The sequence below is a fragment of the Allobosea sp. WAO genome (genome assembly GCF_001509835.1).
Classification (GTDB): domain Bacteria; phylum Pseudomonadota; class Alphaproteobacteria; order Rhizobiales; family Beijerinckiaceae; genus Allobosea.
Genome location: NZ_JXTJ01000016.1, coordinates 12,549 through 27,847, shown reverse-complemented (window position 1 = coordinate 27,847; position 15,299 = coordinate 12,549). Strand labels below are relative to the sequence as shown.

General features: G+C 65.9%; 15 protein-coding genes. 4 read left to right on the top strand and 11 right to left on the bottom strand.

Going from position 1 to position 15,299, the window contains the following annotated elements; translation table 11 throughout:
• The first annotated feature begins 78 nt into the window (after nt 1–78).
• Nucleotides 79–387, top strand: coding sequence for a hypothetical protein (locus DK26_RS24270; RefSeq protein ID WP_066478306.1), 309 nt, complete (start codon nt 79–81; stop codon nt 385–387).
• 103 nt (nt 388–490) lie between these two features.
• Here the strand turns inward: DK26_RS24270 and DK26_RS24265 are convergent, their stop codons facing one another.
• Nucleotides 491–715: a helix-turn-helix domain-containing protein gene (locus DK26_RS24265; protein ID WP_066478303.1), complete on the bottom strand. Its 225-nt coding sequence runs from the start codon at nt 713–715 to the stop codon at nt 491–493.
• Nucleotides 716–1,011: 296 nt separating this feature from the next.
• On the opposite strand from DK26_RS24265, the gene DK26_RS24260 reads away from it, so the two are divergent.
• Entirely contained in the window at nt 1,012–2,361 is a 1,350-nt protein-coding gene (locus tag DK26_RS24260) for an amidohydrolase family protein (RefSeq protein WP_066478301.1), read from the top strand.
• Nucleotides 2,362–2,367: 6 nt separating this feature from the next.
• Nucleotides 2,368–3,612: a Zn-dependent hydrolase gene (locus DK26_RS24255; RefSeq protein WP_066478298.1), complete on the top strand. Its 1,245-nt coding sequence runs from the start codon at nt 2,368–2,370 to the stop codon at nt 3,610–3,612.
• A gap of 69 nt (nt 3,613–3,681) precedes the next feature.
• On the opposite strand, the gene DK26_RS24250 is transcribed toward DK26_RS24255, so the two are convergent.
• From DK26_RS24250 to DK26_RS24230, 5 genes are all read right to left on the bottom strand, one after another.
• Entirely contained in the window at nt 3,682–5,190 is a 1,509-nt protein-coding gene (locus DK26_RS24250) for an amidohydrolase family protein (protein WP_066478297.1), read from the bottom strand.
• Between the two features lie 14 nt (nt 5,191–5,204).
• Nucleotides 5,205–5,993, bottom strand: coding sequence for an ABC transporter permease (locus tag DK26_RS24245; protein WP_066478295.1), 789 nt, complete (start codon nt 5,991–5,993; stop codon nt 5,205–5,207).
• Nucleotides 5,980–6,759 carry an ABC transporter ATP-binding protein gene (locus DK26_RS24240; protein WP_066478293.1) on the bottom strand — a complete coding sequence of 260 codons (780 nt, stop codon included), beginning with the start codon at nt 6,757–6,759 and terminating at the stop codon, nt 5,980–5,982. The genes DK26_RS24245 and DK26_RS24240 overlap by 14 nt, the downstream gene beginning before the upstream one ends.
• 37 nt (nt 6,760–6,796) lie before the next feature.
• Nucleotides 6,797–7,804, bottom strand: coding sequence for an ABC transporter substrate-binding protein (locus DK26_RS24235; protein ID WP_066478290.1), 1,008 nt, complete (start codon nt 7,802–7,804; stop codon nt 6,797–6,799).
• A gap of 147 nt (nt 7,805–7,951) precedes the next feature.
• Nucleotides 7,952–8,863 carry a LysR family transcriptional regulator gene (locus tag DK26_RS24230; protein WP_066478288.1) on the bottom strand — a complete coding sequence of 304 codons (912 nt, stop codon included), beginning with the start codon at nt 8,861–8,863 and terminating at the stop codon, nt 7,952–7,954.
• Nucleotides 8,864–8,979: 116 nt separating this feature from the next.
• Here DK26_RS24230 and DK26_RS24225 point away from each other — a divergent pair, with 116 nt between their 5' ends.
• Nucleotides 8,980–9,921: an N-carbamoyl-D-amino-acid hydrolase gene (locus tag DK26_RS24225; protein WP_066478287.1), complete on the top strand. Its 942-nt coding sequence runs from the start codon at nt 8,980–8,982 to the stop codon at nt 9,919–9,921.
• A 749-nt stretch (nt 9,922–10,670) separates the two neighbouring features.
• Here the strand turns inward: DK26_RS24225 and DK26_RS24220 are convergent.
• The 5 genes from DK26_RS24220 to DK26_RS24200 all read right to left on the bottom strand — a co-directional run bounded on the left by DK26_RS24220 (nt 10,671) and on the right by DK26_RS24200 (nt 15,290).
• The gene (locus DK26_RS24220) at nt 10,671–11,525 is read right to left on the bottom strand and encodes a transporter substrate-binding domain-containing protein (RefSeq protein ID WP_282568055.1); all 855 of its coding nucleotides are present in this window, start codon (nt 11,523–11,525) and stop codon (nt 10,671–10,673) included.
• 11 nt (nt 11,526–11,536) lie between these two features.
• Nucleotides 11,537–12,289, bottom strand: a complete 753-nt coding sequence (locus tag DK26_RS24215; RefSeq protein ID WP_184231605.1) for an ATP-binding cassette domain-containing protein — start codon at nt 12,287–12,289, stop codon at nt 11,537–11,539.
• Nucleotides 12,290–12,309: 20 nt separating this feature from the next.
• On the bottom strand, nt 12,310–13,053 hold the full coding sequence (locus DK26_RS24210) for an ABC transporter permease (protein WP_210312233.1): 744 nt from the start codon (nt 13,051–13,053) through the stop codon (nt 12,310–12,312).
• A gap of 53 nt (nt 13,054–13,106) precedes the next feature.
• Complete coding sequence (locus DK26_RS24205) at nt 13,107–13,817, bottom strand: ABC transporter permease subunit (RefSeq protein WP_184231618.1); 711 nt, start codon at nt 13,815–13,817, stop codon at nt 13,107–13,109.
• A gap of 273 nt (nt 13,818–14,090) precedes the next feature.
• On the bottom strand, nt 14,091–15,290 hold the full coding sequence (locus DK26_RS24200) for a CoA transferase (protein WP_066478284.1): 1,200 nt from the start codon (nt 15,288–15,290) through the stop codon (nt 14,091–14,093).
• Nucleotides 15,291–15,299: the final 9 nt, after the last annotated feature.

The window sequence follows — 15,299 nt, the reverse complement described above, 5'->3', positions numbered from 1 at the left end:
CGGAAGCTGCTCAGAAAACGACATGATTTACGGGCAGATGAAGGCAGCCCTGCCGGGCCCTGGTTGAAATAGCGACGGATGAACGACGGAAAACGGCTTCTTCGGCTGGCCTTCAAGCGGCTGGAGCAGGAACTGCCCGACAGGCTCGCAGCCGCCAGCCGCTGGCTCAGGCATCCCTCCTCGCGGCTCGTCCGCATTCCCGCGGCGCTCCTGCTGATCCTCGGCGGCATCTTCTCGATCCTGCCCTTTCTCGGCCTCTGGATGCTGCCTCTGGGCCTGATGCTGATCGCCGCCGACATCCCCTTCCTGCGCAAGCCGATGGCGGCTTTCGCCATGCGCGCCGTCGGCCTGCTCGAGCGCTATCGGGCCTGGCGCGCAAGGCGGTGAATCGGCCAATGCCTTCCGCGGCCCCACCGGGACCGCGGAAGGCGGAACGCGCCGTGAGCTGCGCGGTTATCCATCTGCTAAGCCATCGATCACGGACACTGGCTCAATGAATGGCAGTGCCCGGTTCGGGCACGTCGTGCCCCTCCGCAGCATAGGCTACGATCTTGTTCCTGAGCGTCCTGATCGAGAGCCCAAGGATATGCGCGGCATGCGTACGGTTGCCGCGTGTCTCACGCAGTGTCGCGAGGATGAGGTCGCGCTCCACCTCCGCGACAGGCAGGCCGACGAGGTCATTGACCGCCGCCGCTTCTGGCCCGGCATCGCCCATGGCCTTATCCTTCCCCGGTTGCCCAGCCCCCGGTCGGATGTCTCCAGAAAGGAGCGATAGGGTTAACAAAAGGTTGAGGCCGCCGAGATATTGCCGTCGAAGGCGGGATGTCCGGCGTTATGGCTACCGCCATGCTCGGCCAGGGATGTCTCCCATGGTTCCGACGGGAATGGCATCGGCGCGGGCGCCTGCATAACGGCGGGTTATAAGGCCGCGTAAAATTGGCATGCGTGGCGCGTTACCGGGACCGGCTAGCATGACGCTGCCATTTCAACGGAAACCGAGCCGGCCACATCATGAGCGACTTCGATCTCGTCCTTCGCGGCAATGTCGTCCTGTCCGACAAAATCATCGAGGATGGCTATGTCGCCGTCTCCGGGGGCAAGGTCGGAGCGGTCGGCGCCGGCACGCCGCCTTCGGCCCGCGAGACGCAGGATTTCCGGGGGCAGTGGATCATCCCCGGGGTGATCGACGGCCAGGTCCATTCCGGCAGCCAGGCCAATCACGAGGGCATCGGCATGTGCTCACGTGCCGCCGCCTCCGGCGGCGTCACCGTGATGGTCGACATGCCCTATGACGAGCCCGAGCCGGTCACCAATGCCAAGCTCTTCAACGAGAAGGTGGCGGTGGTCGAGCGCGATGCGCATGTCGATGTCGCGCTCTATGCCACGATCACCATCGAGAACGGACTGCACGCCATTCCTGGTCTCGTCGACGCCGGTGCCTGCGCCTTCAAGTTCTCGACCTTCGAGGCCAATCCGACGCGTTTCCCGCGCATCGGCGACGACACTCTTTACGAAGCCTTCAAGCTGATCGAGCCGACCGGGCTGCTCTGCGGCGTCCACAACCAGGATCAGGAGATGACCCGGCGCAATATCGCGCGCCTGATCGAGGCCGGCGATACCGGGCAGGACGCTTTCCTGCGCGCCCACACCCCGCTGATCGAGAACCTCGCCACCGCCCGCATCTACGAGCTCGGCGCCGAGACCGGAGCGCGAGCCCATGCCGTCCACGTCTCGACCTCGCGCGGCTTCGAGATCTGCAACCTCTACAAACGCGCCGGCCACAAGGCGACGGTCGAAAGCTGCGTGCAGTATTTCATGCTCAACGCCGAGGAGCACGGCCCGCGCTTCGGCGCCAAGATCAAGCACTACCCGCCGATCCGGCCGAAGGCCGAGAGCGAGCTGCTCTGGAGCCATCTCGCCGCCGGGCATTGCGACTTCATCTCCTCGGACCACGTCTCCTGGGGACTGGAGAAGAAGGGCGATCCCAACATCTTCAAGAACACCTCGGGCGGCCCCGGCATCGAGACCCTGCTGCCGGCGCTGTGGACCGGCTGCGAGGAGCGCGGTATCTCGCCTACCATGGTGGTGAAGCAACTCTGCGAAGGCCCGTCCAAGGCCTTCCTCCTCGCGGACAAGGGCCGTCTCGCCCCCGGCGCCGATGCCGACATCGTCGTGCTGGAGCCCGGTCGTTTCGTGCATGATCCCAGCAAGAGCCTGTCCGCGGTGAAGTGGAGCTCGCTCGAGGGCCGCGAATTCCGCGTCCGGGTCGCTGCGACCTATGTCCGCGGCGCGCTTGCCTGGGACGGCAGCAAGATCACCAACAAGGCCGGCGACGGCCGTTTCCTCCGGCCCGCGGCGTAATCTGCCATGTCGATCGACCAAAGCCGCCTCTGGCGTCGCCTCGAAGCGCTGTCGCGGATCACCGACCCGGAGCGCCCCTGGACGCGGCGCTCCTTCACGCCGCGCTTCCTCGAAGGGCGGGAGTGGCTGACGGCCGAGTTCCGTGCCGTCGGGCTCGAAACCGCGATCGACGCCGCCGGCAATCTGATCGGCCGCCTGCCCGGGAGCGATCCCGCGCTGAAGCCGATCCTGATCGGCTCGCATTCCGACACGGTGCCCTCCGGTGGGCGCTATGACGGCATCCTCGGCGTGCTCGCCGGGCTGGAAGTGGCGCAGAGCCTCGCCGAAAACGGGCAGAGGCTGCGCCACACGCTTGAGATCGTCGACTTCCTGGCCGAGGAGCCGAGCGAGTTCGGCCTGTCCTGCATCGGCAGCCGCGGCCTCGCCGGTGCGCTCAGCGCCGAGCATCTGGCGCTCAGCCGGCCGGACGGCATGACCTTGCGCGAAGGCATCGCCTTCGTCGGCGGTCGCCCGGAGGAACTGGCCTCGGTGGTGCGTCCGGCGGGCAGCGTCACGGCCTATGTCGAGGTCCATATCGAGCAGGGCCGCGTGCTGGAGAGCGAGGCGGTGCCGATCGGCATCGTCACTGACATCGTCGGCATCCGCCGCGAGCGCATCACCGTCACGGGCCGGGCCGACCATGCCGGGGCGACGCCGATGCCGCTGCGGGCCGATGCGCTGGTCGGTGCATCCCGGCTGATCGAAGCCGCCTATCGCCGCGCGCTGGCGACGGCGCGCGACAACCAGCCGCTCGTCGCCACCTTCGGGCGGATCGAGGTCAGCCCGAATGCGGCCAATGCCGTGCCGGGCGAGGCGGTGATGACCCTCGAAGTGCGCTCCGGCGACGAGGCTGCGGTCAAGGCCTTCGGCGAGGCGCTGGTGCGTGACCTCAGGCCGGCGCTCGAGGAACTGCGCCTCACGGTCACGTCCGAGCCGATCAGCCATGTCGCGCCGACCGCCTGCGCCCACGAGATCCGCAAGGCCATCGCCGATGCGTCGGCATCGCTGGGGCTCGCGACGCGGGACCTGCCGAGCGGTGCCGGCCATGACGGCGTCTTCGTCGCCCGCACAGGGCCGATCGGGATGATCTTCGTGCCCTGCCTCGACGGTCGCAGCCATGCACCGGAGGAATCGATCACGCCCGAGCAGGCGGGAGATGGTGCCCGCGTCCTCGCACAGACCGTGCGCTTGCTCGATGAACGCCTGAACTGAGCCGTTTCGGCGGACGGTTCGAGTAGTCCATACTCCCCTCGGCCGCTTGCGGCCGAGGGGAGTGGTGTTTCAGCGCAGTGGCGCGCCGTAGCGCTCGACCTGATAGGGCTCGCGGGCGAGGCCGATGCAGAAGCTCGCCACCGCCTCCTGCAGCTTCTCGGCCAGGATTTTCATCGGCGCGTTGACCGCTTCAAGCCGCTCGCGGGCAGCTTCCGCCTGGCGGGCCAGCTTGGCGAGGTCGATCGTCAGCAGGCGGCCGTCCTTCACGACGAAGCGACCGCCGATCATCACGTCGCGCACCGCCGTGCCGTCCTCGACATGGACGATCTGGTTGACCGTACGGTTATGCGGCAGCCAGTTGATATGGCCGAGATCGACGAAGACGAGGTCGGCCTTGTAGCCGGCCTCGATGCGCCCGATTTTGCCCTGGAAGCCGAGCGCGCGGGCGCCGCCTTCCGTCGCCGCATGCAGCGCTTCCGGCGTGGTCAGCCACTGGTGCATGTCCGGCCCGCGCACCTTCGAGACGAAGGAGGCGAGCCGCGTCGCCTCGTACATGTTCTGGTTGTCGCCGCTGTTCGAGCCGTCGGTGCCGATCGCGACATTGACGCCCGCATCGAGCATCGCCCTGAGATCGGCGAGGCCGCTGCCGAGGCGCATATTGCTCGCCGGATTATGCGCGACCGAGGCGCCGTGCCCGGCGAGGATGCGCATGTCGTCCGGGTCGAGCCAGACACCGTGCGCCACCGTGAAATCGGGGCCGAGCAGGCCGAGCTTGTCGAGATGGGCAGTCAGGGTGCGGCCATAGCGCTTCACGCCCGACAGCGCCTGGATCTTCGATTCCGAGACATGGCTGTGCAGGCCGAGGCCGAAGCGCCTGGCACAGTCGCGGCAGGCGCCGAGGAACTCGTCCGAGCAGTGCAGCGGGATCGTCGGGGCGAGCGCGATCTTCAGCCGCTCGCTGTCGATCCGCGTCTGCGTCACGAAGGCCTCGAACCCCTTCAGCGTTTCGGCATAGGGCTGCATGCGGAAGCGGTCGACCGCGCTGCGCAGCGCCTCTGGCAGGGCGTCGTAGAGGCCGGGAATGGCCTCGTAGAGCGTCTTGTCGGCGACCATCGGCGCGATCGTCGCGCGCATGCCGACATCCTGGTAGGCCTGCGCGATCGCCGACATGCCCTCGACCGAAGGCGCCGGCACCTCGAAGAACAGGTCGTAGCAGGCGGTCGTGCCCTTCAGCACCATCTCGGCGCCGTTGAGCGTGGCGCTGAGATACTTGTCTTCGAGGCTGCGATTGCCGCTGATCCAGGGACCGGCGGCGAGCAGCAGCTCGAGCGTCCAGCGGTCGCCCATCGCCTTGGCGAGGGCGCCGTGCCCGTGCGTGTGGGCATTGATCAGCCCCGCATGGACGAGCTTGCCGGCGGCGTCGACGATCGCCGCATCGGCAGGGGCCGACATGCCGCGCGGGCCGATCTCGCGGATCGTGTCGCCTTCGAGCAAGAGATCGACCGGCTCGGCCTGCGCCTTGCCCGGCAGCAGGACGAGGGCGTTGCGGACAATCGTGTAGAGCGGGCTGGTGGTCATGACGCGTTTCCTTCTCAGCGCCGCTGCTCGGCGGCTGCCCAGGGGAAGAACACCCGCTCGGCCACGACGATGAGCTGGAATAGCACGATGCCGAGCAGTGCGAGGATCAGCATGGCCCCGAAGGCCACCGGGACCTTGAAGAAGGCGGTCGCCGAGGTGATGAGGTAGCCGAGACCCTTTTCCGCGGCGACGAATTCGCCGACCACGGCGCCGACCACCGAGAGCGCGATCGCCGATTTCAGGCCCGAGAATACGAAGGGGATCGAATAGGGCAGGCGCACCCGCAGCAGTTCCTGCAGTTTGGTCGCCCGGCACGAGCGTGCGAGCTCGACCAGCTCCGGCGGCACGGCGAGCAGGCCGGTCGTCATCGAGATCACCAGCGGGAAGAAGGCGACGAGGAAGGTCACGATCACGCGCGGCAGTTCGTTGGGGCCGAGCACCACGACCAGGATCGGCGCGATCGCGACCTTCGGCACCGACTGGGTTAGCACCAGCAGCGGATAGATCGCATCGGCTGCCAGCCGCGAGGAGGAGATCAGCACGGCGAGCGGGAAGCTGACCGCGATCGAGAGCAGGAAGCCGAAGAGCACGGTCCGGAGCGTCGCCAGCGTGTGCTCGCCGAGCGCGGGGCCCATTGCCGCCGTGTCCTGGAAAATCCGGGAGGGCGCCGGCAGCAGGTATTCGGGGATGGCGAAGGCCCGGACGCTGACCTCCCAGATCGCCATCAGCACGATAAGCGCGACGAGCGGGATCAGGAATTCGCGGCTGGCTCCGAGCAGACCCTGGAGTTTAGTGTTCGACATCGAAGCGCGCTCCCTGCTCGCCGAAGATCAGTTCGCGGATGCGGCCGGCGCAGCGCTGGAATTCCGGATGGCCCGACATGGCGAAGTCGCGCGGGCGCGGCAGGTCGACATCGATGATCTCGGCGATCCGCCCGGGGCGCGGCGACATCACCACGACCCTGTCCGCCAGGATCACCGCCTCGGGAATGGAATGGGTGACGAAGACGATGGTCTTGGGCGCGTTCGCCCAGATCCGCAGCAGCTCGATCGTCATGATCTCGCGGGTCAGCGCGTCGAGCGCGCCGAACGGCTCGTCCATGAGCAGGATGCCGGGATCGTGGACCAGCGCCCGGCAGATCGCGGCGCGCTGCTGCATGCCGCCGGAGAGCTGGCGCGGCCGGTGATCGGCGAAGTCGGCGATCCCCGCGACGGCCAGGAGGTCCTTGGCCCGCTTGCGCGCCGCTTCGTCGGCGCGCCCCATGATGGTGGAGGGGAACATCACGTTTTCCATGATGGTCGCCCAGGGCAGCAGGGTCGGCGCCTGGAAGACGATGCCGGTGTCCTGCCGGGGGGCGGTGACCCGCTCCCCGTTAATGGTGATGTTGCCCTCGCTCGGCGGCACCAGGCCGGAGATCAGGCGCAGCAGCGTGGACTTGCCGCAGCCGGAGGGGCCGACGAGCGTCACGATCTCGCGGTCCCGGATCGAAAGGTCGATCCCGTCGAGCGCGCGCACGCCGCCGTTGCCGACCGAGCCGAAGACCTGGCCGGCTCCGTTTATTTCAATCATCTTTGTTCTCCGGCGGCGGCTGGCTGGTCCGCTGCGTTCACTTCTTGGGCGGCAGGAAGGACATGTCGACCGCGCTCGCCGGATCGGTCTTCGGGTCGAGGCTCTGCGCCTGGGCCACGACCTCATAGGTCTTGTTCAGGCGCTCGGCGGTGATGCCGCCGACGCCGGCGTCCTTCGCATGGTCGGTGAAGATGAAGCCGAGCGTCGCCTTCAGGCTGCCGAGGCAGTCGTCGAGATCGACCTGCGGGATCGCCTTCACATGGGCTTCGCAGGTGGCCTGCGGATCCTTGCGGGCGGCTTCCCAAGCCTCGCTCGTCGCCTTCATGAAGTTCTTCAGCATCTCCGGGCGGTTCTTGATGTTCGCCTCGGTGGTGTGGAAGGCCAGCGAATAGATCGCGAAGCCGGCCTCGACGAAGGGCAGGAAGGCGAGCTCCTTGCCGGCCTTCTGGGCCTGCTTGTTCTGGTAATAGAAGTTCGTCGAATAGGACGGGATGGCGTCGACCTTGCCGCTGATCAGCAGCGGGCCCATCGCCGAGCCGTCGACCGTCACCCATTCGATCTTGTTGGGATCGGTCTTGGCGGCAGCCGCCACGGCCGGGAAATAGAGCCGATGGCTGTTGCCGGGCGTGATGCCGATCTTCTTGCCTTCGAGCCCGGTGAAGGTGGTGATCCCGGAATCCTTGCGCACGAAGAGCGAATGCGGCGAGTGCGCGTAGACGGCGCCGATCATCTTCAGCGGCACCGAGCTACGCTGGCGGGCGGTGAACAGCGCGGAGACGTCGGCCATGCCGATCTCGGCGGCGCCGCCGGCGACCTTGCTCAGCGTGTCGCCCGAGCCGTTGCCCTTGCTGATCCGCAGCTCGATGCCGTTGCGCTCGTAGATACCCGAGGCGATGCCGGCATAGTAGGGCGCGTAGTCGCCCGTCGGAATCCAGTCGAGCATGAGATGCACCTTGTCCGCGGCGTGCGCGGCGCCGGGCAGGGCGGTGAGCGCGATGGCGGCGCTGAAGACGGCGGTGAAAGCGCTCGACTTGGTCTTCGACATTGTGGTCGTCCTTTCTGGTTCCCCTTTCGACAGAAACAGCGGGGACGGTGATCGAATCAAATACCAATTTCGCTGCAGTACATAATCTTCGGTTATGGAATGGCTGCATGTCGGCTGCGCATCGGGCCGGGATCGCTCTGCCGCGCCTCAGTCGAGCGTAGCGGAGTCGGGCGATGACGGCACCATCTCCCTGAGATCGCGCACGAAGCTGCGGGCCACGCGCGACAGGGGCTCGATCCGCGAGGAGAGCAGATGCGGCCGCGTCGTCGTCTTCGGCACCAGTGGGCGCGAGCGGATATTAGGCCAGGCATTGTCGAGCAGCACGAACTCGTCGACGATCGCGATGCCGCCGCCGGCCTGGACCAGGCAGCAGGCATTTGGCGTGAAGCGCACCTGCGCGTTGAAGCGGATCGGCTTCGGCGCGGCGCTGAGCGCCCGGTTGACGATCATGCCGTAGGGTGTCTGCGAGCCGTAGCCGATCATCGGATAGGGCACGAGATCGGCCAGTTTCAGCACCCTGTTGGCGCCGAGCGGGTGCCCCTCCGGAAAGATCACGCGCAGGCGCCCTTCGGCGAGCTGTTCCGCCTTCACGCTGGCATCGTCGACGGCCATGGAGGTGATGGCGAGGTCGGCGCGATGGCTGGCGATGCGCGCGATCAGGTCCGTCAGCGTCAGGATCTCGAATTCGACGCGCACATCCGGGTGGGACTGCCGGAAGCGCGCGATCGCCTTCGGCACCAGCATATGGCCGACGCTCGGGCTCGCCAGCAGCCTGACCGAGCCGGCGCTGCCGCGGCGCAGCTCCTCCGCCATCTCGTTGACGCGCGTGACGCCCTGATGGACCTGCTCGACCTCGGCGAAGAGCAGCCGCGCCTCCGGCGTCGGCTGGACGCGCCCCTTGACCCGCTCGAACAGGGTCAGTCCGAGCCGATCCTCGGTATAGGAAAGCAGCCGGCTGATCGCCGGCTGGGAGACCGAGAGCAGCCTTGCGGCGCCGCTGATCGAGCCCGTCGCCATGACCGCGCGGAACATCTCGATCTGCCGGAGATTCATCGCCATGCGCATAACATCCGCTTATGTGTGAGCAGAGAAATAGCATATGCTTGTTCTGAAGGCACTCGGCTAGATTGCGGCCCGTTCGATCCGGCTGTCGCCGTTCCAAGGAGTCTTCCCCGATGTCGCGCCTTCTCACCGTCGCAGCGGCTCAGCTCGGCCCCATCCATCGCGCCGATGATCGCGCCTCGGTCGTGCGACGGATGATCGCGCTGATGGAGCAGGCGAAGGCGCGTGGCGCCGATTTCATCGTCTATCCCGAACTCGCTTTGACCACCTTCTTCCCGCGCTGGTACTGCGAGGATCGTGCCGAGGCCGACCAGTGGTTCGAGGCCGCGATGCCCGGGCCCGATACGCAGCCGCTCTTCGACGCAGCCCGCCGTCTCGGCATGGCCATGAGTTTCGGTTATGCCGAGCTGACGCCGGAAGGCCGCCATTTCAACAGCTCGATCCTGGTCGACCGGGCGGGCACCATCGTCGGCAAGTACCGCAAGGTGCATCTGCCCGGCCATGCCGAGCTCGACCCGACCAGGGCGCATCAGCATCTCGAAAAGCGCTATTTCGAGCCCGGCGACCGCGGTTTCCCGGTCTGGAACTTCGAGGGCGGCCTTGTCGGTATGGCGATCTGCAATGACCGGCGCTGGCCCGAGACCTATCGCGTCATGGGCCTGCAGGGCGTCGAGATGGTCGTGCTCGGCTACAACACCCCGACCGTCAACGGCCATTCCAAGACCGAGACCCTGGCCGACCGCATGTTCCATCACCGCCTGTCGGTGCAGGCCGGCGCCTATCAGAACGCGACCTGGGTCGTCGCGGTGGCCAAGGCCGGCGTCGAGGACGGTTATCCCCTCTTCGGCGGCACGCTGATCGCCGGGCCGGACGGCAAGATCGTCGGCGAGCTCGACCATGACGATGATGGCCTGCTCGTCCATGGCTGCGATCTCGACGCCACCCGCTTCGGCAAGGAGACGATGTTCAACTTCGCGGCCCATCGCCGCGTCGAGCATTACGAGCTGATAACCGCCCGCACCGGCGTCGGCGAGCCGCTCGGCCGGGCGGAATAGCGCACTGGGCGTCGCTCCGCGCGACATCGCGGCTCACTGAGCTTCCGCTGCAGGCCAACGCCGAAGCCTAAAACCCGATCGTTGACGACAAGGCCCGTGCTCTGCGCAGGCCTTGTCTCGTTATGGGCCCAAGGCGCGAGAGCGGCACTTCGCTCGCCCAGGCCAAGTTCGCAGCGCACATCTTCCACATCGCCGTCGATCTGCATCCGGAAGGGTCGAGCTACGACGTCATCCCTGGGGTCGATCTCGACCGCATCTATTATCGCAGCCCTTGCGGCATCCGATGGCGCATACAGTTCAGGAGTTTGAACCCGTTCAAGAGCCGCTGGGACCTACTCGACAGCGAGGATAGCCAGCCGGATTGGCCACCCGACATTGCGCTCGATTTGGCTGCCGAAGCGAGCATGTGTGGTGATGACGGGCTCGGGCGAACCCGCCGTCACCGACGATCCAGCATTGTGGGGCTCGCGGTAGTGACGGCAGGTGCCGTTGCAACGAGACCTCGCCATGCCCCGCCTCCACGAGACCCAGCTGCTGGTCCTGTCAGCAGCATCCCAGCATGCCGATGGTTTGCTATCGCCGCCCGAGCGGCCGCGTGGCGCCGCGCTTGATCGGGCTGGCAACGCAGTACCCTTGCATCCTGGACGGCAACGTCAGCACTCGCCTCAAGCGTTGGGGTTTCCTGCTTCCGGCCGGTCAGGCGCGGATCACAGCCGCGCCTGACCGATCCGGCACGCCGGTTCGCTGCTCTATTTCGGCGGCGACATGTCGGACTTGAACCACTTCAGGCTAAGGGCCTTGACCGTGCCGTCCGCCAACACCTGTTCGATTGCCTGATCGAAGCTTTGTTTCAGCTCAGTGTCGCTCTTGCGCAACCCGATCGCGACCCCGCGACCGAGAAGCCCACCGCGGAATGACGGCCCGGTCACGGTCATCCCCTTCAGCTCCTTCTTCTCGAGTGATGACGTTGCCGAGGCATAGTCGACGAACACCGCGTCGATACGCCCGGCCGAAAGGTCGAGATCGTGTTGCTCGGCGGTCTTGTACTCGCGGATCTCGATGTCGCCCTTGAAATAATTTTCAAGGAAAGCCAGAGCGTTGGTCGAGGTCTGGACGCCGATCGTCTTACCTTTGATCAGCTTCCGCATTTGCTCGATGGTGCCTTTGTCCTCGTCGTTCAATGCGGTGATGTCGATAAGCTCCCCGGCCTTCGGAAGCTTGAGCATCTCGCGATCGCCCATGGTCGCGAACACATGGCGGCTGGTGGCGTAGGGCCTCGAGAAGCCAATCACCGCGAGCCGTTTGTCGGTGATGTTCATTCCCGTCATCACGGCGTCGTGCTTACCGGCCTGCAGAGCCGGAATGATGCCGGCCCAGTCCTGTCCGACGATCTTGCACTTGGCCTTCATCCGGCGGCAGAGCTCGTTCGCCAGCTCGACGTCGAAGCCGCCGAGTTGCCCGTTGGGCTCGGTATGGTTCCAGGGAGCGAAGGCGCCTTCGGTGGCGATGGTGATCTCTTTGCTCTGTTGTGCCGAAGCAGCCGGAGCCAGAAGTGCGCAGGCACCTAACGCCAGCCACCAGCGGCGCATTATCGAATTGCTCATGAGGTCCCCTCCTAATGATGTTCAGAGATGAATTGTCGAAACCGCGGCGATGTCGGCGCTATGAACACCTCGCCGGGCGGGCCGTCCTCCTCCACCATCCCTTTGTGGAGGAAGACCACGCGGGACGAGACGTCCCGAGCGAACCCCATCTCGTGCGTGACCACGAGCATGGTGCGGCCCTCTTCGGCCAGCGACCGCATGACGCGTAGGACCTCGCCGACGAGTTCCGGATCGAGCGCCGAGGTTGGCTCGTCGAACAGCATCAGCTTTGGCTTCATCGCCAGGGCCCGGGCGATCGCGGCGCGCTGCTGCTGGCCACCGGAGAGATGCGCCGGATAATGGTTGCGCTTGTCGACGATACCTACCTTGGCGAGCAGCGCCTCGGCCTCTTCGATACACTCGGCCCTCGGACGCTTCTGCACATGGATCGGCGCTTCGATGACGTTCTCGAGCACCGTCATATGCGACCAGAGATTGAAGCTCTGAAAGACCATGGCGACGCGCGAGCGAATCCGGTCGACCTGGGCGCGATCGGCTGGTTCGGTGCGCCCGCGGCGTCCTTTGCGCAGCGCGATGACTTCGCCGCCAATGGCGATCTCGCCGGCGTCGGGCGTTTCCAGCATGTTGATGCAGCGAAGCATCGTCGACTTGCCGGATCCCGACGAGCCCAGGATAGAGATAACCTGGCCTTCGGCTGCGCTAAGAGAAATGCCGCGCAGGACCTCGAGCGCGCCGAAGCTCTTGCGCAGATCGCGGATGGACACTGCAGGCGTCGATAATAGGGTCACCGGTCATCTCCGCTGCTCATAGCCGGCTCGAGGCGCTGCGCAGGCACCGGTGCCTGGCGCAGATGCGGCGAAAGCCGGTGCTCCAGGGCCTGGATGGCTCGCGTCACGAGGAAATTCAGGATGAGGTAGATCGCTCCGGCGCAGATGAAGATTTCGATCGCCCGGAAGGTCTGCGAAATCAGCTTATGGGCAATGCCGGTCACCTCCATCATCGTGATGATCGAGGCGAGTGAGGTCGCCTTCACCATCAGGATGATCTCGTTGCCGTAGCCCGGCAGGGCCTGCCGGAAGGCGATTGGCGCAATGATCCGCCGGTAGAGGAGAAACTGCGACATGCCGCAGGCGCGCGCTGCCTCGATCTGGCCGAGCGGCACCGACTGCAGGCCGCCGCGCAGAATCTCGCTGACATAGGCGGCCGTATTCAGCGTCAGGGCGAGCAGCGCGCACCAGTAGGGCTCGCGGAAGAAACCCCACAGGTTCATCGCTTGGAGCTCGGGCCGGAATTGCCCGAGGCCGTAGTAGATCAGGAAGATCTGGACCAGGAGCGGAGTCCCCCGGAACACGAAGACGTAGCCGCGCGCGAACCCGTCGAGGAGCCAGACCCCGGACAACCGCATCGCCGCCAGCAGCATCGCCACGAGCAGGCCGAGCGAGACCGACGAGAAGGTGAGCTTGAGCGTGAGAGGCAGCCCCTCCAACAGCTTCAGAAAGGTCTCTCCCATGAAGGCGGCATCGATCATGGCCGGAACCTTTCAGGGGGAGCGCATTCGGTCGGTATGCTGGGACGCTGCATTCAGGTTCTCCGAACGCCGCGCATCGAGTAGCTCTCGGCGCGCCGGAAGCCCCAGGACGAAACCGTGGTGATGGCCAGATAGAGCACCGCTGCCGCAAGATAAAAGCTGAACGGCTCGCGGGTGGACCCTGCGCCGATCGCCGACTGACGCAGCAATTCGACGAGCCCTGTAACCGAGACCAGAGCCGATTCCTTCAGCGCCAGCTGCCAGACATTGCCCAGTCCGGGAATCGCGTAGCGCAAGACCTGCGGCGCGATGATCCGGCGGAACAGCAGGGCGCGGTGCATGCCGACGGACTTGGCAGCCTCGATCTCGCCCCGGCTCAGCGCGGTATAGGCACCCCGGAAAACCTCCGACTGGTAGGCGCCCGAGATAATGCCGATCGCGGCGGCGCCTGCGGCAAAACCTGACACCCCGACGAAGCCGCCCGGACCGAAGAGCGCCGCGATGCTGCTCAGAAGCGCGCTGCCGCCGAAATAGAACAGGTAAATGATCAGAAGGTCGGGAATGCCGCGGAGCACGGTGGTGTAGGCGTCCGCCGCGGCCCGGGCGAGCGCCCCGCCCGAGAGCTTCACCCACGCAACGAAAGCACCGATCACCGAGCCGATGACGAACCCGCAAGCCGCAACCGACAGCGTCACCCCGGCGGCGGCCAACATGGCCAGACCCCAGCCATCGGGCCCCAGACTCATTAGCGAAAATATCGACATGACCGGCGTCCCGCGCTTAGGCTGACCGGCGCGTCGGGGCGAACCCGAAAACCAGGCCGGTCGCCTCGCCGAATCCGTCACACAGCCCGCGCACGGCGCTGAAATGCGGCTTGATGGCGGTCACGTCAGCCTCCCCTATGCTTGGCGATGTTTTTGTTCTCGCCTTGAACTTAACAAGCGTTCGGTTGCCGCCCGCCGGAATTGCCGGGCTGTGCCAAGCCGATGCGCCGCGCCTCTCACGCGGCCATCCCGGGAATGTCGCGCGAGGCTGCCTCACTGGATGGCGCCGCGCCCGCGCAGGCCGGCAAGCTCCTCGTCCGAAACCCCGAACCGGCGTAGGATGTTGTCGGTATCCTCGCCCAGCAGAGGCGCAGGCTTCCTGATCGCGCCGGGCGTCTTCGAGAACTTCGTCGGGATGCCAATCGTCCGCATTGTGCCGAGCGCCGGATGCTCGATCTCCTCGATCATGCCGCGGGCCAGGTAATGCGGGTCGTTCATCGCCTGCCCGAAATCATTGATCGGGCCGCAGGGCACGCTGGCTTCCTCGCAGCGGGCGATCCAGGTCGCCGCATCGGCCGAGGCGAAGGCCTCTTCGAGCATCGGTTCCAGCGCTTCGATGTTCTCGAGCCGATCCATATTGGTCACGAAGCGGGGATCGGCGATCAGCTCGGGGCGAGCGATCACATCGCGACAGAGCTTTTCCCAGGTGCGCTGGTTGGCCGCGCCGATGACGATGTAGCCGTCGCCTGTGCGCAGCGCCTGGTAGGGTGCCGAAACCCGGTGGCGGCTACCCGTTGGCTTCGCCACGGTGCCCTCGGCGAAATAGGCGGCAGCCTCCCAGACGAACCAGGGCAGGCCGCACTCAGCCAACGAGATATCTATGTGCTGGCCCTCGCCGGTCTTTAGCTGATGCACATGGGCGGCGAGGATCGAATAGGCGGCGGTAAGACCGGCGCCGACATCATAGATCGCGATGCCGGATTTGAGCGGGCGGCCATCTGGCTCGCCCGTCATGCTCATGATGCCGGAAAGGCCCTGCGCGACCAGGTCGAAGCCGCCCTTGCGCGAATACGGTCCGGTCTGCCCGTAACCGGACACTGAGCAATAGATCAGGCGTGGGTTGATCCTGCTCAGCGTCTCATAGTCGACGCCGAGGGATTTTGTCACACCAACCCGGTAGTTCTCGACCACGACATCAGCCCAGCGGACGAGGTCGTAGAGGATTTCGCGTGTCCGGGAATCCTTCAGGTTTAGGGAGATACCCTGCTTGTTGCGGTTGATGTGGGCGAAGCAAGTCGACTCGCCATTCACATAAGGACCCATCTCGCGTGAATCGTCGCCGGTGACCGGCTTCTCGACCTTGATCACCTCGGCGCCGAGATCGGCCAGGACCATCGTGCAATAAGGCCCCGCCATGATCTGGGAGAGATCGAGGACCTTCATGCCGGCGATCGGCGACGGACGACTGCTCATCGGAGTTTC